Origin of the sequence: Pseudomonas sp. TYF_14 (assembly GCF_043105275.1) — a bacterium.
GTDB lineage: Bacteria > Pseudomonadota > Gammaproteobacteria > Pseudomonadales > Pseudomonadaceae > Aquipseudomonas > Aquipseudomonas alloputida.
On record NZ_JBICLK010000037.1, the window covers coordinates 1 to 23,200 of the forward strand.

The 23,200-nt window shown below is 61.8% G+C and carries 27 protein-coding genes; 17 read left to right on the plus strand and 10 right to left on the minus strand.

The genetic code is table 11. The annotated features are described in order from the left end of the window. Positions 1-144 precede the first annotated feature (144 nt). Together trpA and trpB are read right to left on the minus strand one after the other, a co-directional pair. A complete protein-coding gene (trpA, locus tag ACF8O8_RS12285; RefSeq protein WP_010951488.1) occupies positions 145-954 on the minus strand; it encodes a tryptophan synthase subunit alpha in 810 nt (269 codons plus the stop codon). Further along, the gene (trpB, locus tag ACF8O8_RS12290; RefSeq protein ID WP_010951489.1) at positions 951-2,168 is read right to left on the minus strand and encodes a tryptophan synthase subunit beta; all 1,218 of its coding nucleotides are present in this window, start codon (positions 2,166-2,168) and stop codon (positions 951-953) included. The genes trpA and trpB overlap by 4 nt, the downstream gene beginning before the upstream one ends. 110 nt (positions 2,169-2,278) lie before the next feature. Here trpB and ACF8O8_RS12295 point away from each other — a divergent pair, with 110 nt between their 5' ends. Then, positions 2,279-3,175 (plus strand): LysR family transcriptional regulator, encoded by an 897-nt coding sequence (locus tag ACF8O8_RS12295; RefSeq protein WP_350298403.1) that lies wholly within the window; start codon positions 2,279-2,281, stop codon positions 3,173-3,175. Here the strand turns inward: ACF8O8_RS12295 and ACF8O8_RS12300 are convergent. Continuing rightward, entirely contained in the window at positions 3,172-3,495 is a 324-nt protein-coding gene (locus ACF8O8_RS12300; RefSeq protein WP_014589231.1) for a YqjD family protein, read from the minus strand. The two genes, ACF8O8_RS12295 and ACF8O8_RS12300, sit on opposite strands and share 4 nt — an antisense overlap. A 150-nt stretch (positions 3,496-3,645) precedes the next feature. On the opposite strand from ACF8O8_RS12300, the gene ACF8O8_RS12305 reads away from it, so the two are divergent. Next, positions 3,646-3,861, plus strand: coding sequence for a dodecin (locus tag ACF8O8_RS12305; protein ID WP_003253076.1), 216 nt, complete (start codon positions 3,646-3,648; stop codon positions 3,859-3,861). Between the two features lie 100 nt (positions 3,862-3,961). Next, positions 3,962-4,183: a DUF1161 domain-containing protein gene (locus ACF8O8_RS12310; RefSeq protein WP_049588427.1), complete on the plus strand. Its 222-nt coding sequence runs from the start codon at positions 3,962-3,964 to the stop codon at positions 4,181-4,183. Positions 4,184-4,254: 71 nt separating this feature from the next. Here ACF8O8_RS12310 and ACF8O8_RS12315 read toward each other — a convergent pair whose 3' ends face one another. Further along, on the minus strand, positions 4,255-5,259 hold the full coding sequence (locus ACF8O8_RS12315; RefSeq protein ID WP_010951493.1) for an LLM class flavin-dependent oxidoreductase: 1,005 nt from the start codon (positions 5,257-5,259) through the stop codon (positions 4,255-4,257). A gap of 152 nt (positions 5,260-5,411) precedes the next feature. Here ACF8O8_RS12315 and ACF8O8_RS12320 point away from each other — a divergent pair, with 152 nt between their 5' ends. Both ACF8O8_RS12320 and ACF8O8_RS12325 read left to right on the plus strand, forming a co-directional pair. Continuing rightward, on the plus strand, positions 5,412-5,837 hold the full coding sequence (locus tag ACF8O8_RS12320) for an OsmC family protein (protein ID WP_003253070.1): 426 nt from the start codon (positions 5,412-5,414) through the stop codon (positions 5,835-5,837). Between the two features lie 75 nt (positions 5,838-5,912). After that, the gene (locus tag ACF8O8_RS12325; protein ID WP_020191563.1) at positions 5,913-6,146 is read left to right on the plus strand and encodes a DUF1161 domain-containing protein; all 234 of its coding nucleotides are present in this window, start codon (positions 5,913-5,915) and stop codon (positions 6,144-6,146) included. Positions 6,147-6,181: 35 nt separating this feature from the next. Here the strand turns inward: ACF8O8_RS12325 and ACF8O8_RS12330 are convergent, their stop codons facing one another. Further along, positions 6,182-6,595: a lipoprotein gene (locus ACF8O8_RS12330; protein WP_010951495.1), complete on the minus strand. Its 414-nt coding sequence runs from the start codon at positions 6,593-6,595 to the stop codon at positions 6,182-6,184. Positions 6,596-6,650: 55 nt separating this feature from the next. After that, complete coding sequence (locus ACF8O8_RS12335; RefSeq protein ID WP_020191562.1) at positions 6,651-7,064, minus strand: hypothetical protein; 414 nt, start codon at positions 7,062-7,064, stop codon at positions 6,651-6,653. Positions 7,065-7,149: 85 nt separating this feature from the next. On the opposite strand from ACF8O8_RS12335, the gene ACF8O8_RS12340 reads away from it, so the two are divergent. Next, positions 7,150-8,223 (plus strand): aminopeptidase, encoded by a 1,074-nt coding sequence (locus tag ACF8O8_RS12340; RefSeq protein WP_392509770.1) that lies wholly within the window; start codon positions 7,150-7,152, stop codon positions 8,221-8,223. Positions 8,224-8,328: 105 nt separating this feature from the next. Here the strand turns inward: ACF8O8_RS12340 and ACF8O8_RS12345 are convergent, their stop codons facing one another. Both ACF8O8_RS12345 and ACF8O8_RS12350 read right to left on the minus strand, forming a co-directional pair. Next, the gene (locus ACF8O8_RS12345; RefSeq protein ID WP_004575264.1) at positions 8,329-8,979 is read right to left on the minus strand and encodes an HAD family hydrolase; all 651 of its coding nucleotides are present in this window, start codon (positions 8,977-8,979) and stop codon (positions 8,329-8,331) included. Between the two features lie 121 nt (positions 8,980-9,100). After that, on the minus strand, positions 9,101-9,649 hold the full coding sequence (locus tag ACF8O8_RS12350) for a gamma carbonic anhydrase family protein (RefSeq protein ID WP_004575263.1): 549 nt from the start codon (positions 9,647-9,649) through the stop codon (positions 9,101-9,103). A 66-nt stretch (positions 9,650-9,715) separates the two neighbouring features. Here ACF8O8_RS12350 and prlC point away from each other — a divergent pair, with 66 nt between their 5' ends. From prlC to ACF8O8_RS12375, 5 genes are all read left to right on the plus strand, one after another. Continuing rightward, the gene (prlC, locus tag ACF8O8_RS12355; RefSeq protein ID WP_392509771.1) at positions 9,716-11,803 is read left to right on the plus strand and encodes an oligopeptidase A; all 2,088 of its coding nucleotides are present in this window, start codon (positions 9,716-9,718) and stop codon (positions 11,801-11,803) included. Beyond that, positions 11,800-12,081, plus strand: coding sequence for a YheV family putative zinc ribbon protein (locus tag ACF8O8_RS12360; RefSeq protein ID WP_010951500.1), 282 nt, complete (start codon positions 11,800-11,802; stop codon positions 12,079-12,081). Before prlC ends, ACF8O8_RS12360 begins: the two co-directional genes overlap by 4 nt. A 331-nt stretch (positions 12,082-12,412) precedes the next feature. Beyond that, positions 12,413-13,471: a PA0069 family radical SAM protein gene (locus ACF8O8_RS12365; protein ID WP_350298400.1), complete on the plus strand. Its 1,059-nt coding sequence runs from the start codon at positions 12,413-12,415 to the stop codon at positions 13,469-13,471. Between the two features lie 306 nt (positions 13,472-13,777). Next, complete coding sequence (locus ACF8O8_RS12370) at positions 13,778-14,497, plus strand: carbonic anhydrase (RefSeq protein WP_003253046.1); 720 nt, start codon at positions 13,778-13,780, stop codon at positions 14,495-14,497. A gap of 192 nt (positions 14,498-14,689) precedes the next feature. Continuing rightward, positions 14,690-16,222 (plus strand): SulP family inorganic anion transporter, encoded by a 1,533-nt coding sequence (locus ACF8O8_RS12375; RefSeq protein WP_392509772.1) that lies wholly within the window; start codon positions 14,690-14,692, stop codon positions 16,220-16,222. 147 nt (positions 16,223-16,369) lie between these two features. Here the strand turns inward: ACF8O8_RS12375 and ACF8O8_RS12380 are convergent, their stop codons facing one another. Further along, positions 16,370-17,011: a hypothetical protein gene (locus ACF8O8_RS12380; RefSeq protein WP_014861534.1), complete on the minus strand. Its 642-nt coding sequence runs from the start codon at positions 17,009-17,011 to the stop codon at positions 16,370-16,372. Positions 17,012-17,380: 369 nt separating this feature from the next. Here ACF8O8_RS12380 and coxB point away from each other — a divergent pair, with 369 nt between their 5' ends. The 4 genes from coxB to ACF8O8_RS12400 are packed head-to-tail and all read left to right on the plus strand — an operon-like array spanning position 17,381 to position 21,621. Beyond that, the gene (gene coxB, locus ACF8O8_RS12385) at positions 17,381-18,508 is read left to right on the plus strand and encodes a cytochrome c oxidase subunit II (protein ID WP_010951505.1); all 1,128 of its coding nucleotides are present in this window, start codon (positions 17,381-17,383) and stop codon (positions 18,506-18,508) included. A 43-nt stretch (positions 18,509-18,551) separates the two neighbouring features. Further along, on the plus strand, positions 18,552-20,141 hold the full coding sequence (ctaD, locus tag ACF8O8_RS12390; protein ID WP_010951506.1) for a cytochrome c oxidase subunit I: 1,590 nt from the start codon (positions 18,552-18,554) through the stop codon (positions 20,139-20,141). Positions 20,142-20,150: 9 nt separating this feature from the next. After that, positions 20,151-20,717 (plus strand): cytochrome c oxidase assembly protein, encoded by a 567-nt coding sequence (locus ACF8O8_RS12395; RefSeq protein ID WP_003253035.1) that lies wholly within the window; start codon positions 20,151-20,153, stop codon positions 20,715-20,717. A gap of 16 nt (positions 20,718-20,733) precedes the next feature. Further along, a complete protein-coding gene (locus tag ACF8O8_RS12400) occupies positions 20,734-21,621 on the plus strand; it encodes a cytochrome c oxidase subunit 3 (RefSeq protein WP_010951507.1) in 888 nt (295 codons plus the stop codon). A gap of 31 nt (positions 21,622-21,652) precedes the next feature. Here the strand turns inward: ACF8O8_RS12400 and ACF8O8_RS12405 are convergent, their stop codons facing one another. After that, positions 21,653-21,856 (minus strand): twin transmembrane helix small protein, encoded by a 204-nt coding sequence (locus ACF8O8_RS12405; protein ID WP_003253030.1) that lies wholly within the window; start codon positions 21,854-21,856, stop codon positions 21,653-21,655. A gap of 51 nt (positions 21,857-21,907) precedes the next feature. Here ACF8O8_RS12405 and ACF8O8_RS12410 point away from each other — a divergent pair, with 51 nt between their 5' ends. Both ACF8O8_RS12410 and ACF8O8_RS12415 read left to right on the plus strand, forming a co-directional pair. Further along, positions 21,908-22,645: an SURF1 family protein gene (locus ACF8O8_RS12410; protein ID WP_049588418.1), complete on the plus strand. Its 738-nt coding sequence runs from the start codon at positions 21,908-21,910 to the stop codon at positions 22,643-22,645. Next, entirely contained in the window at positions 22,614-23,195 is a 582-nt protein-coding gene (locus tag ACF8O8_RS12415; RefSeq protein WP_010951509.1) for a hypothetical protein, read from the plus strand. The genes ACF8O8_RS12410 and ACF8O8_RS12415 overlap by 32 nt, the downstream gene beginning before the upstream one ends. The last annotated feature ends 5 nt before the right edge of the window (positions 23,196-23,200 follow it).

A 23,200-nucleotide genomic window follows, 5' to 3' on the forward strand; every position in this document is an offset into this window, starting at 1 on the left:
CGGAACTGAAGCCGTACACCTCATGTTTGCTGCGCGACAGCGCAGCCCGGAAGGGCTGGGTGATCTCCTACAACGATATCGCAGAGCCAGAGGGTGGCGCTGGCCCCGTAGGAGCGGGTTTACCCGCGAAGCAGACGACGCGGTTTAGCGGCGTGCGCCACGCACCCCTTCAGCCAATGCCGAGCACAGGCTCAATACATCGGTCACCGCCTGATCGGCGCTTTTGGCCTGGGCGATCTTGTCGACCAGTGCCGAGCCCACCACCACACCATCCGCCAAGCGGGCAATGTTCGCAGCCTGTTCCGGCGTGCGAATGCCGAAGCCAACGCTGATCGGCAGATCGGTATGCCGGCGCAGGCGGGCAATGGCTTCGGTCACATGCTCGGTGGTCGCCGAACCGGCACCGGTCACACCAGCCACCGACACGTAGTAGACGAACCCGGAGCTGCGCTCCAGCACGCGCGGCAGGCGCGCGTCGTCGGTGGTCGGGGTGGTCAGGCGGATGAAGTCGATGCCTGCGGCCTGGGCCGGGGTAGCCAGTTCGGCGTCGTGCTCTGGCGGAAGGTCGACGATGATCAGGCCATCGACGCCCGCTTCCTTGGCTTGAGTCACGAACGTGTCCACGCCAAAGCGGTGGATAGGGTTGTAGTAACCCATCAGCACGATCGGCGTGGTCTGGTTATCCACACGGAATTCGCGAACCATCTGCAGGGTCTTGACCAAGGTCTGGCCAGCTTCAAGGGCGCGCAGGGTGGCCAGCTGGATGGCCACGCCATCGGCCATCGGGTCGGTGAACGGCATGCCCAGCTCGATCACGTCGGCGCCAGCAGCCGGCAGGCCCTTGAGGATCTGCAACGAGGCGTCGTAGCCCGGGTCGCCAGCTGTGACGAAGGTGACCAGTGCCGAGCGGCCTTCGGCCTTCAGCTCGGCGAAGCGTTGTTCAAGACGGCTCATGCCTGTTTCTCCTGGGCGGCCATGTGGTTCATGACGGTTTGCATATCTTTGTCGCCGCGGCCCGACAGGCACACGACCATCAGGTGGTCCTTGGGCAGCTTCGGTGCGCGCTTGATCGCTTCGGCCAAGGCGTGGGAGCTTTCCAGGGCTGGAATGATGCCTTCCAGACGGCAGGTTGCGTGGAACGCATCCAATGCTTCGTCATCGGTGATGCTGACGTACTCGACGCGCTTCACCTCATGCAGATAGGCGTGCTCCGGGCCGATGCCCGGGTAGTCCAGGCCTGCGGAAATCGAGTGGGCATCGGTGATCTGGCCGTCTTGGTCCTGCAGCAGGTAGGTGCGGTTGCCGTGCAACACGCCCGGTACGCCGCCGTTCAGGCTGGCGGCATGCTTGTCGGTGTGTACGCCGTGGCCACCGGCTTCAACGCCGATGATCTGCACGCTCGGCTCTTCGAGGAACTCATGAAACAGGCCCATGGCATTGGAGCCGCCGCCGACGCAGGCAACCAGGCTGTCTGGCAGACGGCCTTCCTTCTCTTGCAACTGGGCACGGGTCTCTTTGCCGATGATCGACTGGAAGTCGCGCACCATGGCGGGGTACGGGTGTGGGCCAGCCACGGTGCCGATCAGGTAGAAGGTGTCTTCGACGTTGGTAACCCAGTCACGCAGGGCTTCGTTCATGGCGTCTTTCAGGGTACCGGTGCCGGCGGTAACCGGCACGATCTCGGCGCCCAGCAGCTTCATGCGGAACACGTTCGCCTGCTGGCGCTCGATGTCGGTGGCACCCATGTAGATCACGCAAGGCAGGCCGAAGCGCGCGGCGACAGTGGCGGTGGCGACACCGTGCATGCCGGCGCCGGTTTCGGCGATAAGGCGCTTTTTGCCCATGCGCTTGGCCAGCAGCACTTGGCCGATGCAGTTGTTCACCTTGTGCGCGCCGGTATGGTTGAGCTCTTCACGCTTGAAGAAAATCTTCGCTCCGCCGCAATGCTCGGTCAGGCGCTCGGCGAAGTACAGCGGGTTGGGGCGGCCGATGTAGTCGCGCTGAAAGTAAGCCAGCTCTTCAAGAAACTTGGGGTCTGCCTTGGCCGCTTCGTATTCGCGGGCCAGGTCCAGCACCAGTGGCATCAGGGTTTCGGCCACGTAGCGGCCGCCGAACGAGCCGAACAGGCCATTGGCGTCGGGGCCGGGGCGGTATTGGGACTGGGTCATGGGGCGCTCCAAGGCGTAGTGAATGAGTGATGGGCTTTACTCTAACCACGGCAAGCTCGGCTGAAAACCGATAAGATTGCGTAAACTTGTCAGAAAAACTCACAGGTAAAATGGCCCACGACCTCCCTCCCCTCAATGCCCTGCGCGCCTTCGAGGCTACAGCCAGGCTGAACAGTGTCAGCCAGGCGGCGGAAGCGCTGCACGTCACCCACGGCGCTGTCAGCCGGCAGATCAAGGTGCTTGAGGAGCATCTGGGCGTAGCCCTGTTCGTCAAGGACGGGCGTGGCATCAAACTCACAGATGCCGGTATGCGTCTGCGCGATGCCAGCGGTGAGGCCTTCGACCGGCTGCGCAGCGTGTGTTCCGAGCTCAGCCGTGATGTGAGCGAGGCGCCATTCGTGCTGGGCTGCTCGGGCAGCCTGCTGGCGCGGTGGTTTATTCCGCGGCTGGGGCGGTTGCAGGCGGATTTGCCTGAGCTGCGCTTGCACCTGTCGGCGGGTGAGGGCGACCTTGACCCGCGGCGGCCCGGGCTGGATGCGTTGCTGGTGTATGCCGAGCCACCGTGGCCAGCGGACATGCAGGTGCATGTGCTGGCCGAGGAATGCATCGGGCCGGTGCTCAGCCCGCATTTCGCAGGTTTCCAGCGCTTGCAGGGCGCGCCCGCCAAGGCACTGCTGGGCGAAGCCTTGCTGCACACCACGTCACGCCCACAAGCCTGGCCGACCTGGGCGGTGCAACAGGGCCTGGAGCCGGCGGCCATTCACTATGGCCAGGCCTTCGAGCACCTGTATTACCTGCTGGAGGCTGCCGTGGCCGGATTGGGCGTGGCGATAGCACCGCAGCCGCTGGTCGCCGATGACCTGCGGGCGGGCCGATTGAGTGCGCCTTGGGGCTTTTCACCTACCCAGGCGGCGCTGGCATTGTGGGTGCCACGGCGCGCCGCAGACGGGCGCGCCGAGCAGTTGGCGCAGTGGTTAAGGGCGGAACTTGCGCGGCAGAGCGCTTAGTTTCGCTTGCATATCAGGTAGGCCGCCAGCAGGCCCAGCGCACCAATGGCCACACCGGCGGTGGTGTAGGGGTGTTCCTGGGCGTAGTCCCGGGTGGCTTTGCCGGTCTGGCGGGTGCGCTGCTTCACTTCCTCGTACGCATCGCTCAGTAGGCTGCGCGAATGACGCAGTGCGCTTTCAGCGTTGCTGCGGATTGCCTTCACCGACTTCTGGGACTCTTCCGACGCATCATGCTTGAGGTTTTCCAAGCTTTTCAGAAGGCTCTCGATCTCCGCTTCCATGCTTTCCAGGGACGTTTTACGCAGCGAGTTGCGGTGCATGTTGACTCTCCTTTGCAGTATGGGCTGTAAGGATTGCGACCCTTGGGCTGCGTGAAAGTGCGATCGAACTTTCGCAGACAGTGACCGCTCGCAGGTAAACCAGGCCTGCGCTGCTAGGCTGAATCTCACTGTCAACCATGGAGAGCACTCATGACCGATCATCACACCTACAAGAAAATCGAACTGGTCGGGTCTTCGCCCACCAGTATCGAAGAGGCAATTAACAATGCTCTGGCCGAAGCCGGTAAAAGCATCAAGCACCTGGAATGGTTCGAAGTGGTCGATACCCGCGGCCATATCCGCGACAACAAAGCGGCGCACTTCCAGGTCACGCTGAAGGTCGGCTTTCGTATCGCCAATAGCTGAAACAACGTCGGGTTGTATGATCCCGGCGTGATGAGGTATTCAGAAAAGGGGCGCCTTGGTGGGGCCCCTTCTGATTTCATCTGCACAAGGAACGCGAGTGATGAACAAACTGATTCTGGCGCTGGGCCTGATGACCCTGGCCGGTGGTGCGCTGGCAGCGGGCAAACCGTGCGAGGAACTGAGGGCGGAAATTGCGGCCAAGCTGGATGCCAAGGGCGTCACTGGCTACAAGCTGGAGATCGTCAAGAAAGGCGAGCCGGCGGGCAAGGTGATTGGTAGCTGCGAGGCCGGTACCAAGGAGATTGTTTACCGCCGCGGCTAATTTGTTTGCTCATTCGCGGGCTTGCTCGCTCCCAAGTCAACCTATGGGAGCGGGCGAGCCCGCGACGAGGGTCACTCGGTCTTGAGGGCCTGCGCCATCAGCTCATATGACCGAATGCGGTCCGCATGCTCATACAGGTCACAGGTAAAGATCAGCTCATCCGCACCCGTCTGTTCCAGCAGCACTTCTACCTTGGCCTTTACCTTCCGCGGGCTGCCGATCATGGCCAGCCCCAGGAAGCTGCCCACCGTCTCTCGCTCATGGGGCAACCACAGCCCATCCATGCTTTCCACGGGTGGCTTCTGCATCAGGCTCTGGCCGCGAATCAGCGCCAGGATGCGCTGGTAGACCGAGGTGGCCAGGTATTCGGCCTTCTCGTCGGTCTGCGCCACCACCATGGGAATGCCCAGCATCACATACGGCTTGTCCAGCGTGGTCGAGGGCTTGAAATGGTTGCGGTACACGCGAATGGCCTCGTGCATGTAGCGTGGCGCGAAATGCGAGGCGAAGGCGTAGGGCATGCCGCGCATGCCCGCCAGCTGGGCACTGAACAGGCTGGATCCCAGCAACCACATCGGCACGTCGGTGTCGTACCCCGGTACGGCGATCACTTTTTGATCATCAGTGCGTGGCCCGAGGTAGCGCGAAAGCTCCTCGACATCGTCCGGGAAGTCGTCCGGGCCGCCAGCGCGGTCGCGTCGCAGGGCATAGGCCGTCATCTGGTCCGAACCCGGTGCACGGCCCAGGCCAAGGTCGATACGCCCCGGATACAGGCTGGCCAAGGTGCCGAACTGCTCGGCGATCACCAGTGGCGCATGGTTGGGCAGCATCACCCCGCCAGAGCCCACGCGAATACGTGAGGTTCCCCCGGCCAGGTAGCCGATCAGCACCGCAGTCGCCGAACTGGCGATGCCGTCCATGTTGTGGTGCTCGGCTACCCAGAAGCGGTTATAGCCAAAGCGCTCGACATGCTGCGCCAGGTCCAGCGAGTTGCGCAGCGATTGCGCGGGGCCAGCGTCGGCGCGTACGGGCACCAGGTCCAGGGTGGAAATCTTCAGGTCACGCAGCTGCGTCATGGAGCCTCCGCAAAAGTGGTTGGCCAGAGGCCTTTTTGACTCTGTATGGGCGCGTTCGTTGGATTCAATGCCTGCAAGCATATTGCTCTGAACTTGCGGCAGGCGGCAGGCCTCTGAACCCTAGGTAAGCAACCAAGTGACCAGGAGGCATCATGAAAAAGACAGCATCGGCGATCTGGCAAGGTGGCCTGAAGGATGGAAAAGGTCTGCTTTCTACCGAAAGCGGCGCACTCAAGCAGAACCCTTATGGCTTCAACACACGTTTCGAGGGCACACCCGGCACCAACCCGGAGGAGCTGATTGGCGCGGCCCATGCCGGTTGTTTCTCGATGGCGCTATCCATGATGCTCGGCGAGGCGGGGCTTACCGCAGAGCGGATCGACACGGCTGCAGAGGTGACGCTCGACAAGCAAGCTGACGGTTTTGCCATTACCGCGGTGCATCTGGTGCTTAGGGCCAAGGTACCCGGGGCCAGCGAGGCTCAGTTCCTGGAGATTGCCAACAAGGCGAAGGAAGGCTGCCCGGTGTCCAAGGTTTTGAATGCAAAGATCAGCCTGGATGCGGCGCTGGTGGGGTGAAACGGTGCAACGGTAGTGGTTTGCTGTAGTCTAAAGAACGTCGGCAGCGCCACTGCCCTTTCCAGGAGCCGTTCCATGATTCGCGTAGCTATCGCTGTGTTGGCTTCCCTTGTCGCCACGTCTGCGCTGGCGGCCGTCAAGCCATGCGAGGAGCTGAAAGCCGAGATCGAGGCCAAGATCCAGGCCCAAGGGGTTTCGTCCTACACGCTGGAGATCGTGCCCAACAGCGAGGTCAAGGACCAGAACATGGTCGTCGGGACCTGCGATGGTGGGACGAAGAAGATCATCTATCAAAAGAACGATCGATAAGCATCAGGGCCCCGGGCTGCGAAGCAGCCCCACACTCACGGGATGCAGAACACTTCGCTAGGCTCGTTCACCACCACCTTGCGGTTGGCGTCATACAGCAGCACCTGCGGCTCCATCACCGGCGCCCGCGCTTCCAGGCGATAGCGCTCGCCGGCCTTGAAGTTGTCAAAGCGGACGGTCAGGTAGCAGGTTCGGTCCCTGGGTTGTGACATGAGGCCGCCCGAGTAGATTTCATAATCGAAGCGCACCACCAGTTCATGCTTGCCCGGTGTCACCTGAAAGTACCGGCCATCGTCCAGGCGCTTGCCGTCGAGGCGGTCGGCCATGATCACCCGACCGGGGGTCATGGTGTACAGATCGACCCAGGCCTGCTTGGGGTCGACGGGCGGCAAGGGGCTGGCGCAAGCCCCCAGTGTACTGAGGGCGATCAGCATCATGGGCTGGCGCATGGCAAAACTCCCACTTGCGATTTACAAGTAACAAGCATAGCGCCGTTTGTGCGGTTCAGGTGCGCTGACAACCCGCCGGCAGCCCTTGACCCAGCAGTTTTTGCTGGTGGTCGTAGAGTTTTATCCAAGGGCGGAAGCCAATGCTGCCAGCCTGCAGCTGATAACGCTGCCCGGCGCTGAAGTCCTTGAAGGTCAGCTTGACCTGGCAATCGCGCCACAGTGGCTCATCGACGGGGCCGATATTGCTGGGGTTAACCGGAAACTGATAGCGCACGGTCAGTTCGTGGCTGCCGGGTTGAACCTCGAAATAGCGGCTGTCAGCCCAGTCACGCTCATCGACCTGCACGGCATCCAGCGAGGTATTGTCGTAGCGGGTGAGGTCGATCCAGGCCTGGTTCGGGTCTGGGTCTGGCAATGTTGAACAGGCAGAGATCAACAACACTGAGCCGGCGACCAATAATGCACGCATGGCGAAACTCCCCATTGGCGAGATAGTCTTGGAGCGAAATGGTCTTGAGCGAGTCAGACAGTCCCGGATGCTTCGACTTTTTCTTATGCAGCGCTCAGGCCTTGGGGCACTCGACCGCATTTTCACCCGTTTGGTTCCGCTGTTTGCGGCGTTCCTGCTGAACGGTTGCAGCAATGTCGCCTACTACGGGCAGCTGGCGCAGGGCCAGTGGCAGTTGCTGCGGGCGCGGCAGCCTGTAGAGCAGGTATTGGCCGACCCTGCTACCCCTGCACCCTTGCGCGCGCACCTGCAACAGGCCGAACAGGCGCGGCTGTTTGCCAGCCAGCAATTGAAACTGCCAGACAACCGCAGCTATCGGGTATACGCCGACCTTGGACGCCCCTACGTGGTGTGGAATGTGTTCGCCACGCCCGAGTTGTCGTTGCAACCGGTAACGCACTGCTTTCCGATTGCCGGGTGCGTGGCGTACCGCGGCTACTACCAGCAAGGCGCGGCGCGAGGCGCGGCGGCGTTGATGCGTCAGGACGGGCTGGATGTGTACGTGGGCGGCGTGGAAGCTTATTCGACCCTGGGTTGGTTCGATGACCCGATTTTGTCGTCGATGGTGGGCTGGGGCGATGAGCGCCTGGCTACGTTGATCTTTCATGAACTGGCCCACCAGCGCTTCTATGTGCTGGACGATACCGAGTTCAATGAGTCGTTTGCCTCGTTCGTCGAGCAGGAAGGCACGCGGCAATGGCGTGTGGCGCGTGGGCTGGCGGCGGTTGGCGGGGATCAGGGAAAGCAGCGCGACCAGTTTATCCGCCTGGTGTTGGCCAGCCGGGAGCGATTGCAGGCGATTTATGCGGGGCCGTTGGATGATGCACACAAGCGCCGGGCCAAGCAGGCCGAGTTTGAGCGTTTGAGGCGTGAATACCGGCAGGTGCGTGATGGCCAGTGGGGCGGTGACAAGCGCTATGACGCCTGGATGTATGGGCCGATGAGTAATGCCAAGTTGTTGCCGTTCGGGCTATATGACCAGTGGGTGCCGGCGTTTGCGGCGCTGTTTCGTGAGGTGGGTGGAAATTGGGTTCGGTTCTACGCGCGGGTCGAGCATTTGGGGCGGTTGCCGATTGAAGCAAGGAAAGCGGCGCTGCAGCGTCTGATGGTTAGCCGTTGAGATTTTTGGGCCGCTTTTGCGGCCCCTCGCGCCACAAGGCCCACAAAGGCCCTGCGGACGCCGATCAATGTGGGAGGGCCGGCTGCAGAGCAGCCCTGCTGGCCCTCAAGCCTTGCTAAAAGCCTGGTGCAAATCGGCTACCGTGGCGAAGTGGAAAGCGGGTTCTTCTGCCATCAGCTCTTCCCGGCTGCCAAACCCGTACCCCACCGCGACGGCCTGCAGCCCGTTGCTGCGCGCGCCGATCAGGTCATGCTTGCGGTCCCCGATCATCAGGGTGTGCGCCGGGTCCAGCCCTTCTTCATCCAGCAAATGGCGAATCAGCTCGACCTTGTTGGTGCGCGTGCCGTCCAGCTCACTGCCGTAGATCACCTTGAAGTGATGATCGAACGCAAAGTGCCGAGCGATTTCGCGGGCGAACTCCCATGGTTTGGAGGTGGCAATGTACAGCGTGCGGCCCTGCCCGTTCAGGGCCTCAAGCAACTCCGGCACACCTTCGAACACGAGGTTTTCGTAAAGACCGGTCACGCGGAAGCGCTCGCGGTAGAAGTTCACCGCATCCCAGGCCTTGGCTTCGTCGAAGCTGTAGAACTGCATGAAAGCCTGCAGCAGGGGTGGGCCGATGAAGTGTTCGAGGCGGGCCAGGTCCGGTTCGTCGATGCCCAGCTTGGCCAGGGCGTACTGGATCGAGCGAGTGATGCCCAGGCGTGGGTCGGTCAGGGTGCCGTCGAGGTCGAAGAGGATGTTTTGCTGGTGCATGTACAGGGTTCCACTTGAGTGCTGCGTGGCCTTCTTCGCGGGCATGCCCGCTCCCACAGGTAAAGCGCAGGCCTTGAAGGGGCCACTCAACCTGCGGGGGCGGGCATGCCCGCGAATGCGGTCATTCAGGTTGATCGTAGCCTTCGGCCAGGTGCTGGTCCTTGAGCTTCACGTAGTTGCCGGCGCTGTAGGAGAAAAATGCGCGCTCCTTGTCGTTCAGCAGCCGGGCCTGTTTCACCGGACTGCCCATGTACAGGTAGCCACTGACCAGGCGTTTGCCCGGCGGCACCAGGCTGCCAGCGCCAATGATTACTTCGTCCTCGACGATGGCACCATCCATGATGGTGCTGCCCATACCCACCAGGATACGGTTGCCCAGGGTGCAGCCATGCAGCATCACCTTGTGCCCGATGGTCACTTCGTCGCCGATGATCAGCGGGAAACCGTCCGGGTTGAAAGGCCCGGCGTGGGTAATGTGCAGCACGCTGCCGTCCTGCACGCTGGTGCGCGCGCCAATGCGGATGCGGTGCATGTCGCCGCGCACCACGGTCAACGGCCAGACCGAACTGTCTTCACCGATCTCCACGTCGCCCAGCACCACCGCCGAACGGTCGACGAAGGCCCTGGGCCCAACTTTCGGAGTGTGTTGCTGGAAGCTGCGAATGGCCATGATAGCGTCTCTCATCTGTGCCGATAGGCAGGCTGCCTGCTGCGGTCGGCGTCGATTGTAATTAAGATGGGGCAGTGTTTCTTCTGCCAAGGTATCCAAACCGTGACTGCGAACAACCCGCTTCTGCAATCCCACGATCTGCCGCCCTTCTCGCAAATTCGTTCCGAACACGTGTTGCCGGCGATCGAAGCGATCCTGGCCGACAACCGTAAAGCCATTGCCGAGATCCTCGAAAAGCAGGGCAAGAACCCTACATGGGCCGGCCTGGTGCTGGCCATGGACGAACTGAACGACCGCCTGGGCGCCGCCTGGAGCCCGGTCAGCCACCTCAATGCGGTGTGCAACAGTGCCGAGTTGCGTGAGGCCTACGAGTCGTGCCTGCCGGCGTTGAGCGCCTACTCTACCGAACTGGGCCAGAACCGCGCGCTGTTCGAAGCCTACCAGGCGCTGATCGACAGCCCTGAGGCTGCCGGCTTCGACGTGGCGCAAAAGACTATCCTCGAGCACGCCTTGCGTGACTTCCGCTTGTCGGGTATCGACCTGCCGGCGGACAAGCAGCAGCGTTACGCCGAAGTGCAGAGCAAGCTCAGCGAGCTGGGCAGCCGTTTCTCCAATCAGCTGCTGGACGCCACCCAGGCCTGGACCAAGCATGTTACCGACGAAGCTGCGCTGGCCGGCCTGACCGATTCGGCCAAGGCGCAGATGGCCGCTGCAGCCCAGGCCAAGGGCCTGGACGGCTGGTTGATCACCCTTGAATTCCCCAGCTACTACGCGGTGATGACCTACGCCAGCGACCGCGCCCTGCGCGAAGAGCTATACGCCGCCTACTGCACCCGCGCCTCCGACCAGGGCCCGAATGCCGGCCAGTTCGACAATGGCCCGGTGATGCGCGAAATCCTCGACCTGCGCCAGGAGCTGGCCGAACTGCTGGGCTACAAGAACTACGCCGAGCTGAGCCTGGCCACCAAGATGGCTGAGTCCAGCGACCAGGTGCTGAGCTTCCTGCGTGACTTGGCCAAGCGTTCCAAGCCGTTCGCCGCCCAGGATCTGCAACAGCTCAAGGCCTACGCTGCCGAACAAGGCTGCCCCGAGCTGGCCAGCTGGGACGCCGGCTACTTTGGCGAGAAGCTGCGCGAGCAGCGCTACAGCGTGTCGCAGGAAGCCCTGCGCGCCTACTTCCCGATCGACAAGGTGCTGGGAGGCCTGTTCAGCATCGTGCAGCGCCTGTACGGCATCGAAATCGCCGAGCTCAAAGGTTTCGACAGCTGGCACCCGGACGTACGCCTGTTCGAGATCAAGGAAAACGGTCAGCACGTTGGCCGTTTCTTCTTCGACCTGTACGCCCGCGCCAACAAGCGTGGCGGCGCCTGGATGGACGGCGCCCGCGACCGTCGCCGCACCGCCGGCGGCCAGCTGCAGAGCCCGGTGGCCAACCTGGTGTGCAACTTCACCCCGGCCGCGCCCGGCAAGCCCGCGTTGCTGACCCACGATGAAGTCACCACCCTGTTCCACGAATTCGGTCACGGCCTGCACCACATGTTGACTCGCATCGAGCATGCCGGCGTGTCCGGCATCAACGGCGTGGCCTGGGATGCGGTCGAGCTGCCAAGCCAGTTCATGGAAAACTGGTGCTGGGAGCCGGAAGGCCTGGCACTGATTTCTGGTCACTACGAAACCGGCGCCGCCCTGCCCCAGGACCTGCTGGACAAGATGCTGGCCGCGAAAAACTTCCAGTCGGGCATGATGATGGTGCGCCAGCTGGAGTTCTCGCTGTTCGATTTCGAGCTGCACGCAAGCCATGGCGACGGCCGCAGCGTATTGGAGGTGCTCGAAGGTGTGCGTGACGAGGTGTCGGTCATGCGCCCGCCGGCTTACAACCGCTTCCCCAACAGCTTTGCGCACATATTCGCGGGCGGTTACGCGGCGGGCTACTACAGCTACAAGTGGGCCGAAGTGCTGTCGGCTGACGCCTTCTCGCGCTTCGAGGAAGAAGGCGTGCTGAACGCCGAGACCGGCCGCGCCTTCCGCGAGGCGATCCTGGCCCGTGGTGGTTCGCGCGAGCCGATGGAGCTGTTCGTCGACTTCCGTGGCCGTGAGCCTTCCATCGATGCATTGCTGCGCCACAGTGGTCTCACCGAGGACGCTGCAGCATGAGTGAGGTAGCTGTGAACAAGACCAAGAAGCGCTTCATTGCCGGTGCCGTGTGCCCGGCGTGCAGCGAGCCCGACAAGCTGATGATGTGGAACGAAGACGGCGTACCGCACCGCGAGTGTGTGGCCTGCGGCTTTACCGACACCCTCAACGAGCAGGGCTTGTCGGTGCCGAAGGAACTGGGCACGCGGGTCAACCACCTGGCGCCGAAAGCCGCGCCGGCCAAGGTGCAGACCGTGCAGTTCTTCCCAAATCCGAAGCTGAAAAAGCCGGCTGAGTAATACGGTCATGCCGCCCGGGTGCAATGCCCGGGCTGGCATGGACAGGTACCCTGGGATTTCGAGTACCTGCGGTGTGCATCGTGCAGCGACTTTCCTGCCGAAGCGCTGCGCGATTACTTCCCGCTGAATTCTGTTGTCAGTGCGTTGCAGCAATTGGCGCAGACGTTGTTTGGTGCAGTGCTGCAGCCCTAAGCGCTGTCTGTCTGGGATGGGCGGCAATCGAGCCAGGCAGCGTATGTGCGCTGGCATGGCCTGAAGTAGTCAGACCAGAGGTGCTGGTAAGATCCCGGTGTGCACGATACTGTATATTAATACAGTATTCAGGTGAGCCATGATTCCTCCAGTACCGCAAAAGGGCCGTGGCACGGCGCACAATCCACACAACCGCTTTGCCCCTGGTCATTCGGTGGCGGAAGATGATGGCTGGTACCAGGAAGTGCCGCAAACCCAGGGTACCGAGGTGCGGATCGAGACAGCCAAGTCGGTGATCAGCCGCAACACTTCACCCGACCTCCCTTTCGATCGTTCCATCAACCCTTACCGTGGCTGCGAGCATGGCTGCATCTACTGCTATGCCCGCCCCTCACACGCCTACTGGGACCTTTCTCCCGGCCTGGATTTCGAGACCAAACTGATTGCCAAGACCAACGCCGCCGAGGTGCTGGCACAGCAATTGAGCAAACCGGGCTACGTGTGCGCGCCGATCAATCTGGGCTCCAACACCGACCCGTACCAGCCGATCGAGCGCGAACAGTTACTGACCCGGCGCTTGCTCGAAGTGTTACTGCGTTTTCGTCACCCGGTGACCATTGTCACCAAGGGTTCACTGGTGCTGCGCGACCTCGACCTGCTGGCCGAGATGGCCCGCCAGCGCCTGGCACGGGTGATGATCAGCCTGACCACGCTGGACGACGGCCTCAAACGGGTGCTCGAACCCCGAGCAGCCTCACCCGGTGCGAGGTTGAGGGCCATCCGGGTATTGCGTGAAGCGGGCGTACCGGTGGGTGTTTTGTGTTCGCCGATGATTCCGATGATCAACGACAGTGAACTGGAACGCCTGCTGGAGGCGGCCAAGGAGGCTGGCGCACAGAGTGCGGCCTACATGATGCTGCGCCTGCCGCTGGAAGTGGCGCCGCTGTTCGAGCAGTGGCTACAGGACCATTACCCGCAGCGGGCGGCGCATGTGTTGAGCCTGATCCGCCAGAGCCGCGGTGGCGAGCTGTATGACAGCCGGTTCGGCGTGCGCATGCGTGGTGAAGGAGTATTTGCCGAGTTGCTGGCGCAGCGCTTTGCCAAGGCAATGAAACGGCTGGATTTCGAAGGGCGCGAGGCGCAGGCGCTGGATTGCTCGGCGTTTTGCCCACCGGGTGGGCAGATGGCGCTGTTCTGACATGAACCCCACCCCCCACAGGGGGCTGCGCATTGCTCACAACGCAACTAATAACAACCAATAATTGCGCTAATACATATTGGCAACTGATGTTTTTTTGCTATTATCCAGTTCCCGCCTTTTTCATCTGGAACGCCCGTTCTAGAGCCTTCGAATTAAGTTTCAGTTAAGTTTTCCCCGCTAGCGTAGGTAACAAGTCCACACCGACTGTGATCTATGGCCCGTGCGTGTCATCTAAAACCCTGCATAGCCTGAATCTTTCACCGGTAAAATGGATTTACCTACACACCGTCAAGAGGATGAATCATGCCCGTCAAGGACCCATCCAAGGTCGTACCGCAGGTCCCCGCGGAAAGCGCCGATGCTGCCCTCAAGCACATCGTCGACGGCTTCCTGCGCTTTCACCATGATGTTTTCCCTGATCAGCAAGAGCTGTTCAAGAAGCTCGCCACCGCGCAAACCCCACGCGCCATGTTCATCACCTGTGCCGACTCGCGCATCGTTCCCGAGCTGATCACCCAGAGCTCGCCAGGCGACCTGTTCGTGACCCGTAACGTGGGTAACGTGGTACCGCCTTATGGCCAGATGAACGGGGGCGTTTCCAGCGCCATCGAGTACGCCGTAATGGCGCTTAAAGTGCACCACATCATCATCTGTGGCCACTCCGACTGTGGCGCCATGCGTGCGGTACTGAACCCGCAGTCGCTGACCAAGATGCCTACTGTTGGCGCCTGGTTGCGCCACGCTGAAGTGGCCCGCACCGTGGTCGAGAACAACTGCTCCTGCGGCAGCGAACACGAGACGATGCAAGTGCTGACCAAAGAGAACGTCATCGCCCAGCTGCATCACTTGCGCACCCATCCTTCGGTGGCCTCGCGCCTGGCAGCCGGTGAGCTGTTCATTCATGGTTGGGTGTACGACATCGAGACCAGCAAGATCGAAGCCTACGACGCCGCCAGCGACAGCTTCCTGCCCTTGGCCGCGGGTGAACCCGTTCCCTGCGCCACTCCGAGAGGCCGCTACTAAGCGACCCGTCCGCCGCTAGAACCTTGATAGCCGGCTGCACCCTTCAGGGGTGTGGCGCGGCCTTCGGCTGTCTTGAATTCCCTGACTGCCCTGCCGGCGTGCTCGCTGGCGGCCCGCGCCTGCGCGCTTGTCAGGGGCAAACGTGCCCACGGCCAGGGGAATGGCCGTGCGACTAGAGAAAGGAGAAACACGGTGAACATTACACAGTTGAAAGCGGCCCTGCCGCGTGAGTTGCTGGCGTCGGTGGTGGTCTTCCTGGTGGCCTTGCCGTTGTGCATGGGCATTGCGATCGCTTCTGGCATGCCGCCGGCAAAAGGCCTGATTACTGGGATTATCGGCGGTATTGTCGTCGGTTTCCTTGCTGGATCGCCGCTACAGGTCAGTGGCCCTGCTGCCGGTCTGGCGGTACTGGTGTTCGAGCTGGTACGCCAGCACGGCATGGCCATGCTCGGGCCAATCCTGTTGCTGGCCGGCCTGTTGCAGTTGCTTGCCGGTCGCTTGCGCCTGGGCTGCTGGTTCCGCGTGACCGCGCCGGCGGTGGTTTACGGCATGCTCGCCGGGATTGGCGTGTTGATCGTGCTTTCGCAGGTGCATGTGATGTTCGACACCGCACCGCAACCGTCGGGCCTGCAGAACCTGCTGGCGTTCCCGGCAACTTTGTCGGCTGCCCTGCCACAGGAGAGCACCGGCGCCGGCTGGATGGCCGGTGCGCTGGGCCTGGGGACCATCGCCATCATGTGGGGCTGGGAGCGCTTGCGGCCGCAGCGGCTGCGTTTCGTGCCGGGTGCATTACTCGGCGTGGCCAGCATGACCGCTATCAGCATGTGGCTGGCCTTGCCGGTGAACCGCGTGCAGGTACCGGCCGACCTGTCCGAGGCCATCGACTGGCTTCGTCCGGAGGACCTGTTGCAACTGGCCGACCCTACCCTGCTGGTCGCCGCCTTTGCCCTGGCGTTCATTGCCAGCGCCGAAACCTTGCTGTCGGCCGCAGCAGTGGACCGCATGCACAGCGGCCAGCGTTCGGACTTCGACCGCGAACTGTCGGCCCAGGGCATCGGCAACATGCTGTGCGGGGTGCTGGGTGCCCTGCCGATGACCGGGGTAATCGTGCGCAGCTCGGCCAACGTCCAGGCGGGGGCGCAAACCCGGGCGTCGGCAATCTTCCATGGCTTGTGGTTGCTGGCCTTCGTGGTGGCGCTGAGCAGCGTGCTGCAGCAGATACCGGTGGCGAGCTTGGCGGGGGTGTTGGTGTTTACCGGGGTCAAACTGGTCAACTTCAAGGCGTTCCGCGGGCTGGGCCGTTATGGGCGCATGCCGATGTTTACCTACGCGGCGACTGCGCTGGCGATTATCTTTACCGACCTGCTGACCGGTGTACTGCTGGGCTTTGCCCTGACCTTGCTGAAGCTGGCGTTCAAGGCGGCGCGGCTGAAGATCAACCTGGTGAGCCTGGCCAAGGATGGGCACATGGAGCTGCGCCTCAGTGGCGCGGCGACCTTCCTGAAGGTGCCGGCGCTGACCCAGGTGCTGGATACTGTACCGGCGGGCACCACGCTGCATGTGCCGCTGGGGAACCTGAGCTATATCGACCACTCGTGCCTTGAGTTGCTGGAGGACTGGAGCCGCAGTAATTCTGCCAATGGTTCGCGCTTGTTGATCGAGCAGCGGCGCCTGAAGCGTCGGATCGAGGGGCGGTTGCGGACGACGGCGGGGGTTGGGGCGTAGGAGCGGGTTTACCCGCGAATACGGTAGCGGCGGCAACGGTGATCGGCGGGTGGAGATTGGCCAGCAGGGCCGGCCCTTTCGCGGGTGAACCCGCTCCTACGACGGCCTGCGCCGAACCACCGATGCACCTAGGCCTTGACAGGTATATCAGGCCGGCTGACCCAGCTCGACACCCAGTTGGCGCGACAGGCACGGCCAGCGCTTCCACGCCGCGCCAGTTGCCGGGCTGCTCAGCTTCTCTCGATAAGCCTCCACCGATTCAACGGCAAAGCTCTCATCATTAAGCATTTCGTCGACCGAGTGGTGCACCACCTCATCCAGCTGGTTGGCAAAGCTTTCGCCAATCAACTGGTGGGCAATCAGGTTGGCGACCGTGGTGTCGACCGGGATCAACGGCTGCTGGAAGTGGCGGATGTACAAGTCATTCACCTCTTCCACCAGGCGGTGCGCCAGGTAGGCTTCATCCAGAAGGCAGTCCAGGCCTACATGCCCTTGCATCACGCTGGGCGGCTGCAGGAAGTAGGCTTCGGCAATTTTCAGTACAGGTTTGATCTGCGATTCGATCCCGGCTTCGCGGGCGACCTCGTGGGCGGCCTCCAGCAATTCCGGAACCTGATCGATGTAGGCGCTGACGAAGCGCGCCAAAGTACCCTGGGCGTCCTGCTCAGGCAGTTGGATCGAGGGGTGCAGGTGGGGCAGTTGCAGCTCGAGACGCTGTTTCAATTGGCCGGTCTGGCCTTCATGTTGATGGGCTTGGCTTACCTGCTCGCGTACAGCAGCGATGTTCATGACAACTCCAGGGACATTACGTTTCAAACGGAAGACACTAAATTAGCTCGGTATACAGAATACCTAAGACGTATTTGTTATAAGCCTCGCAAACGTGTGCGCTATCAGGCATATCGACGTGCCATTATTACGCCATGCCCTGTCAAGCACGCGGTTTTCCGGCCATTCGGTCATTTCATGAAGTTCATTTCACAGGCTTCATTGCGTGCCATTGGTCGCTGTCTATACTCCCGTTGAACGTGATTCGTTGATGAGGCCCGACTGCTTTTAGCAGGGGCTCGGTCGTCGAAGCCATGCAGTCTTGACCGCCGTTCCCTCTTGCCGCAGGCCATGCCTCCGGGACAACAAGAATTAGAAGGGGAACCCGCAATGATGCGACATCCACATGTCTGGATGGGCCTCCTGTTGTGGTCGGTTTTTGGTCAGGCCAACGCCGCCTGGACCGTGAACATGCACCCAGGGGCGACGGAAGTCTCCAACGCCGTCTTCGACCTGCACATGACCATCTTCTGGATCTGCGTGATCATTGGCATCGTGGTGTTTGGCGCGATGTTCTGGTCGATGGTCATCCACCGCCGCTCCACTGGCCAGCAGGCCGCGCATTTCCACGAGCACACGTGGGTGGAAATTCTCTGGACGGTGGTGCCCTTCCTGATTCTGGTGGTGATGGCCATTCCGGCTACCAAGACCCTGATCGACATCTATGACGCCAGCGAGTCGGACATCGACGTCCAGGTCACCGGCTACCAGTGGAAATGGCACTACAAATACCTGGGCCAGGACGTGGAGTTCTTCAGCAACCTGGCCACCCCCACCGACCAGATCCACAACAAGGCGCCAAAGGATGAGCACTACCTGCTGGAAGTCGACCAGCCGCTGGTGCTGCCGGTGGGCGCGAAAGTGCGCTTCCTGGTCACTGCTGCCGATGTGATCCACTCCTGGTGGGTGCCGGCCTTCGCGGTCAAACGCGACGCCATCCCAGGCTTTGTCAACGAAGCCTGGACCCGTATCGAAAAGCCAGGCATCTACCGCGGCCAGTGCACCGAGCTGTGCGGTAAGGACCACGGCTTCATGCCGGTGGTGGTCGAGGTCAAGTCCAAGGCGGATTACGACACCTGGCTGGGCGAGCGCAAGGCTGAAGCCGCCAAGCTCAAGGAGCTGACCAGCAAGGAATGGACCCTGGAAGAGCTGGTGGAGCGCGGCGACAAGGTCTACCACACCACCTGCGTGGCCTGTCACCAGGCCGAAGGCCAGGGCCTGCCGCCAATGTTCCCGGCGCTCAAAGGCTCGAAGATTGCCACCGGGCCGAAGGAAGGCCACCTGAGCATTGTCTTCCATGGCAAGCCCGGCACGGCCATGGCCGCTTTCGGCAAGCAGCTGTCGGAAGTCGACATCGCTGCTGTGGTCACCTACGAGCGCAATGCCTGGGGCAACAACAAAGGCGACATGGTGACGCCGAAGGACGTGCTGGCGCTGAAGCAGGCAGAAGCCAAGTGAACCGGGTTACTCGCGGCAATCAATGGATTGCAGGAGACAGGACATGAGTGCAGTGATCGACGACCACGCCCACGGCCACGACCATGCGCACGGCCCGGCCAAGGGCCTGATGCGCTGGGTGCTGACCACCAACCATAAAGACATCGGCACGATGTACCTGTGGTTCAGTTTCATCATGTTCCTGCTCGGTGGCTCGTTTGCCATGGTGATCCGCGCTGAGCTGTTCCAGCCGGGTTTGCAGATCGTGGAACCGGCGTTCTTCAACCAGATGACCACCATGCATGGCCTGATCATGGTGTTTGGCGCGGTGATGCCGGCCTTCGTCGGCCTGGCCAACTGGATGATTCCGCTGATGATCGGCGCGCCTGACATGGCACTGCCACGGATGAACAACTTCAGCTTCTGGCTGCTGCCGGCGGCCTTCCTGCTGCTGGTATCGACGCTGTTCAGCCCGGGCGGAGGGCCAAACTTTGGCTGGACGTTCTACGCACCGCTTTCCACCACCTATGCGCCAGCCAGCGTCACCTTCTTCATCTTCGCCATCCACCTGATGGGTATCAGCTCGATCATGGGGGCGATCAACGTGATTGCCACCATCCTCAACCTGCGTGCCCCCGGCATGACGCTGATGAAAATGCCGCTGTTCGTCTGGACCTGGCTGATCACCGCGTTCCTGCTGATTGCGGTGATGCCAGTACTGGCCGGCGTGGTAACCATGATGCTGATGGATATCCACTTCGGTACCAGCTTTTTCAGTGCCGCAGGTGGCGGTGACCCGGTGCTGTTCCAGCATGTGTTCTGGTTCTTCGGCCACCCTGAGGTTTACATCATGATCCTGCCCGCCTTCGGTGCGGTCAGCTCGATCATCCCGGCGTTCTCGCGCAAGCCGCTGTTCGGTTATACCTCGATGGTGTATGCCACCGGCGCCATTGCCTTCCTGTCATTCATCGTCTGGGCCCACCATATGTTTGTGGTCGGTATCCCGGTGGTCGGCGAGTTGTTCTTCATGTACGCCACCATGCTGATTGCCGTGCCCACCGGGGTGAAGGTATTCAACTGGGTCAGCACCATGTGGGAAGGTTCGCTCACCTTCGAAACGCCGATGCTGTTCGCCATCGCCTTTGTCATCCTGTTCACCATCGGGGGTTTCTCCGGGTTGATGCTGGCGATCGCCCCGGCAGACTTCCAGTACCACGACACTTACTTCGTGGTGGCGCATTTCCACTACGTACTGGTGCCTGGTGCAATTTTCGGCATCTTTGCCTCGGCCTACTACTGGCTGCCGAAATGGACCGGCCACATGTACGACGAAACCCTCGGCAAACTGCACTTCTGGCTGTCGTTCGTCGGCATGAACATGGCCTTCTTCCCCATGCACTTCGTAGGCTTGGCCGGCATGCCACGGCGCATCCCCGACTACAACCTGCAGTTCGCCGATTTCAACATGGTGTCGTCGATCGGCGCGTTCATGTTCGGCGCCACGCAGATCTTCTTCCTGTTCATTGTCATCAAGTGCATCCGCGGTGGCGCGCCGGCACCGGCCAAACCCTGGGATGGCGCCGAGGGCCTTGAGTGGTCGATACCCTCGCCTGCGCCCTACCACACCTTCCAGACACCCCCGGAAGTGAAATAGGAACCCGCCATGAACGGCCTGTCGGTGAAACGCCTGGTAACGCGCCTGTTGATGCTGACGGTGGTGATGTTCGCCTTCGGCTTCGCGCTGGTGCCGATCTACGACGTCATGTGCAAAGCCTTCGGTATCAACGGCAAGACCGGCGGCCAATACGAAGGTAGCCAGGTCAGTGACCCGACGCGTGCTGTGCGGGTGCAGTTCATGTCGACCAATGCCAGCGACATGGTCTGGGACTTCTACTCCACTGCCGACCAGCTGGAGGTCAACCCGGGGGCGGTGAACCAGATGATCTTCATTGCCCACAACCCGACCGACCGGCCGATGAGTGCGCAGGCAATACCCAGCATTACCCCGGCCGAGGCCGCGGCCTACTTCCACAAGACCGAGTGCTTCTGCTTTACCCAGCAGGTGCTGCAGCCCGGCGAACGCATCGAGATGCCGGTGCGCTTCATCGTCGACCGCGACCTGCCGGCCAGCGTGAAGCACCTGACACTGGCCTACACCTTGTTCGACATCACCGCTCGCCACCCGCCGGTCGCGCACGTTGCGGCGCAGGACGTCCAGGGCGCCCGTTAAGGGAAGGAGAACAGCAATGGCAAGTCATGAGCACTACTATGTTCCGGCGCAGAGCAAATGGCCGATCATCGCCACCATCGGCATGTTCATCACGGTATTCGGCCTGGGCACCTGGTTCAACGACATGAAGGCGGGCCACCCGGATTCCCACGGGCCGCTGATTTTCTTCGTGGGTGCGTTGTTTCTGGCCTACATGCTGTTCGGCTGGTTTGGGGCAGTGGTCAAGGAGAGCCGCGCCGGGTTGTACAGCCCGCAACTGGACCGCTCGTTCCGCTGGGGCATGAGCTGGTTCATCTTCTCCGAAGTGATGTTCTTCCTGGCCTTCTTCGGTGCGCTGTTCTATGTGCGCGTACTGGCGGGGCCGTGGCTGGGTGGCGAAGGGGCCAAAGGTGTTACGCACATGCTGTGGCCAACCTTCGAATTCACCTGGCCGCTGCTGCACACCCCCGACCCCAAGCTGTTCCCTCCCCCCAAGGAGGTGATCGACCCGTGGCACCTGCCGCTGATCAACACCATCCTGCTGGTCAGTTCCAGTGTGACAATCACCATTGCCCACCACGCCTTGCGCCGTGACCACCGCGGCCCGCTGAAATTCTGGATGGCGCTGACCATTGTCCTGGGCATCAGTTTTATCGCGCTGCAGGCCTTCGAGTACTACGAGGCCTATACCAAGCTGGGGCTGACACTGGGCTCAGGAATCTACGGTGCGACGTTTTTCATGCTGACCGGCTTCCACGGTGCCCACGTGACATTGGGCACGATCATTCTGATTGTGATGTTCGTGCGCATTCTGCGCGGGCATTTCAACCCGGAAAAACACTTCGGCTTCGAGGCAGCCAGTTGGTACTGGCACTTCGTCGATGTGGTGTGGGTGGGGTTGTTCATCTTTGTTTATGTGTTGTGAATACAAAAACCTGTAGGGGCGGGTGAGCGCTTCAGAAAGGGGCGTGGGAGACCAGTTGACCGCTGATCAAGCCCCAGGCGACCAGGCCTATTGTCAAGGCCGCCAGAGTCACCCGTACGGTCAGGGCCTTGAGCAGGCGGGTCGAGTTTTCATCATCCTTGACCAGAAACACCAGGCCACTGAACAGGCTGGCAATCGTGGCCAACAGCATCAGGACAATCGCGGCCTTGAGCATGGCGTCACTCCGGGGGGATGCGGTGATGTGGATAAGTATAGCGAGGCGCTCGTGAGGCCGTTTCGCCCAGGCTGGGTACCGACGCTGGCGGTGCTTGCACTGCTGCCGGGACTGATTACGCTTGGTTGCTGGCAACTCGGCCGTGCCGAGGAAAAGCGCGTGCTGCTGGCCACCTATGCAGAACGGCGGATTGAAGCGCCGATAGCCACCGCCCAGCTCTTCTCGAAAGAAGACAACGCCTTCCGCCGCGTGCACCTGTATGGCCGCTTCGACGCCGAGCACAGCGTGCTGCTGGACAACCGCATGCGCGACGGCAAAGCCGGTGTCGAGCTGCTGCAGCCCTTCCACGACCAAGCCAGCGGCCTGTGGTTGCTGATCAATCGTGGCTGGCTGCCATGGCTGGACCGCCGGGTGCCGGTGCACTTCGAAACCCCTGCCCAGGCCTTGGCGCTGGATGCCTCTGTGTATGTCGCGCCCGGTAGCACCTTCCAACTGCACCCGGACCCCATCGGCGGGCAATGGCCGCATCTGTTGACCGCTATCGATGCCGCGCAGCTATGGCAACAGCTTGATCGCGAAGGCTTCGCCCAGGAATTGCGCCTGGAGCCGGGCCCTGCGAGCTATCGCCTGGACTGGCCGGTTGTCGCCATGAGCCCCGAAAAACACGTCGGCTATGCCGTGCAGTGGTTTGCCCTGGCTACCGCTCTGGTTCTGCTCTACCTCTACTTCGGCTGGCATCAAAACAAGGAGAAACGCCATGGCCACCGCCACGCCACTGGACGCGCCTGAACGTAGCAAACCCAGAGCCCGTGGGCGTTTGCAGCTTTTGCTGATCCTGCTGGTGGTGCTTGGGCCAATGGTTCTGGCCACCAGCATGTACAAGCTTAAATTCTGGGTACCGGAAGGCCGCAGCTACCATGGCGCCATGATTGGCAATGGGGAAAGCCGTGCCGATCTCGGCGTGGCGGAGCAGGACGATCGCTGGCAGTTGCTGGTCAGCGCACCCCAGGCCTGCACCGAAGACTGTCAGCGCCTGGTGTACCTGGCTCGGCAGATTCAGGTCGGGCTGGGGCGTGATGCCAGCCGCGCCAGCCATGCGCTGGCCGCCGCCCAGCCGCTGAGTGCCGACTATCAGGCACTGCTCGGCCGCGAGTACCCGCAGTTGCAGCGCTACCCGCTGGATGCGCAACGCTACCAGCAGAAGGTTGCCGAGCCCGGCCCGCAGCTGTGGATCGTCGACCCGCACGGCAACCTGGTGCTGCGCTACGACGGCAAGGTCAACGGCAAGCATGTGCTGGATGACCTGCGCCACCTGCTCAAGCTGTCCAATATCGGCTAGGAGCC

Coding starts and splice junctions, on each gene's coding strand:
- trpA (WP_010951488.1), bottom strand. CDS start 954: ATGAGCCGTCTTGAACAACGCTTCGCCGAGCTGAAGGCCGAAGGCCGC.
- trpB (WP_010951489.1), bottom strand. CDS start 2,168: ATGACCCAGTCCCAATACCGCCCCGGCCCCGACGCCAATGGCCTGTTC.
- ACF8O8_RS12295 (WP_350298403.1), top strand. CDS start 2,279: ATGGCCCACGACCTCCCTCCCCTCAATGCCCTGCGCGCCTTCGAGGCT.
- ACF8O8_RS12300 (WP_014589231.1), bottom strand. CDS start 3,495: ATGCACCGCAACTCGCTGCGTAAAACGTCCCTGGAAAGCATGGAAGCG.
- ACF8O8_RS12305 (WP_003253076.1), top strand. CDS start 3,646: ATGACCGATCATCACACCTACAAGAAAATCGAACTGGTCGGGTCTTCG.
- ACF8O8_RS12310 (WP_049588427.1), top strand. CDS start 3,962: ATGAACAAACTGATTCTGGCGCTGGGCCTGATGACCCTGGCCGGTGGT.
- ACF8O8_RS12315 (WP_010951493.1), bottom strand. CDS start 5,259: ATGACGCAGCTGCGTGACCTGAAGATTTCCACCCTGGACCTGGTGCCC.
- ACF8O8_RS12320 (WP_003253070.1), top strand. CDS start 5,412: ATGAAAAAGACAGCATCGGCGATCTGGCAAGGTGGCCTGAAGGATGGA.
- ACF8O8_RS12325 (WP_020191563.1), top strand. CDS start 5,913: ATGATTCGCGTAGCTATCGCTGTGTTGGCTTCCCTTGTCGCCACGTCT.
- ACF8O8_RS12330 (WP_010951495.1), bottom strand. CDS start 6,595: ATGCGCCAGCCCATGATGCTGATCGCCCTCAGTACACTGGGGGCTTGC.
- ACF8O8_RS12335 (WP_020191562.1), bottom strand. CDS start 7,064: ATGCGTGCATTATTGGTCGCCGGCTCAGTGTTGTTGATCTCTGCCTGT.
- ACF8O8_RS12340 (WP_392509770.1), top strand. CDS start 7,150: ATGCAGCGCTCAGGCCTTGGGGCACTCGACCGCATTTTCACCCGTTTG.
- ACF8O8_RS12345 (WP_004575264.1), bottom strand. CDS start 8,979: ATGCACCAGCAAAACATCCTCTTCGACCTCGACGGCACCCTGACCGAC.
- ACF8O8_RS12350 (WP_004575263.1), bottom strand. CDS start 9,649: ATGGCCATTCGCAGCTTCCAGCAACACACTCCGAAAGTTGGGCCCAGG.
- prlC (WP_392509771.1), top strand. CDS start 9,716: ATGGGGCAGTGTTTCTTCTGCCAAGGTATCCAAACCGTGACTGCGAAC.
- ACF8O8_RS12360 (WP_010951500.1), top strand. CDS start 11,800: ATGAGTGAGGTAGCTGTGAACAAGACCAAGAAGCGCTTCATTGCCGGT.
- ACF8O8_RS12365 (WP_350298400.1), top strand. CDS start 12,413: ATGATTCCTCCAGTACCGCAAAAGGGCCGTGGCACGGCGCACAATCCA.
- ACF8O8_RS12370 (WP_003253046.1), top strand. CDS start 13,778: ATGCCCGTCAAGGACCCATCCAAGGTCGTACCGCAGGTCCCCGCGGAA.
- ACF8O8_RS12380 (WP_014861534.1), bottom strand. CDS start 17,011: ATGAACATCGCTGCTGTACGCGAGCAGGTAAGCCAAGCCCATCAACAT.
- coxB (WP_010951505.1), top strand. CDS start 17,381: ATGATGCGACATCCACATGTCTGGATGGGCCTCCTGTTGTGGTCGGTT.
- ctaD (WP_010951506.1), top strand. CDS start 18,552: ATGAGTGCAGTGATCGACGACCACGCCCACGGCCACGACCATGCGCAC.
- ACF8O8_RS12395 (WP_003253035.1), top strand. CDS start 20,151: ATGAACGGCCTGTCGGTGAAACGCCTGGTAACGCGCCTGTTGATGCTG.
- ACF8O8_RS12400 (WP_010951507.1), top strand. CDS start 20,734: ATGGCAAGTCATGAGCACTACTATGTTCCGGCGCAGAGCAAATGGCCG.
- ACF8O8_RS12405 (WP_003253030.1), bottom strand. CDS start 21,856: ATGCTCAAGGCCGCGATTGTCCTGATGCTGTTGGCCACGATTGCCAGC.
- ACF8O8_RS12415 (WP_010951509.1), top strand. CDS start 22,614: ATGGCCACCGCCACGCCACTGGACGCGCCTGAACGTAGCAAACCCAGA.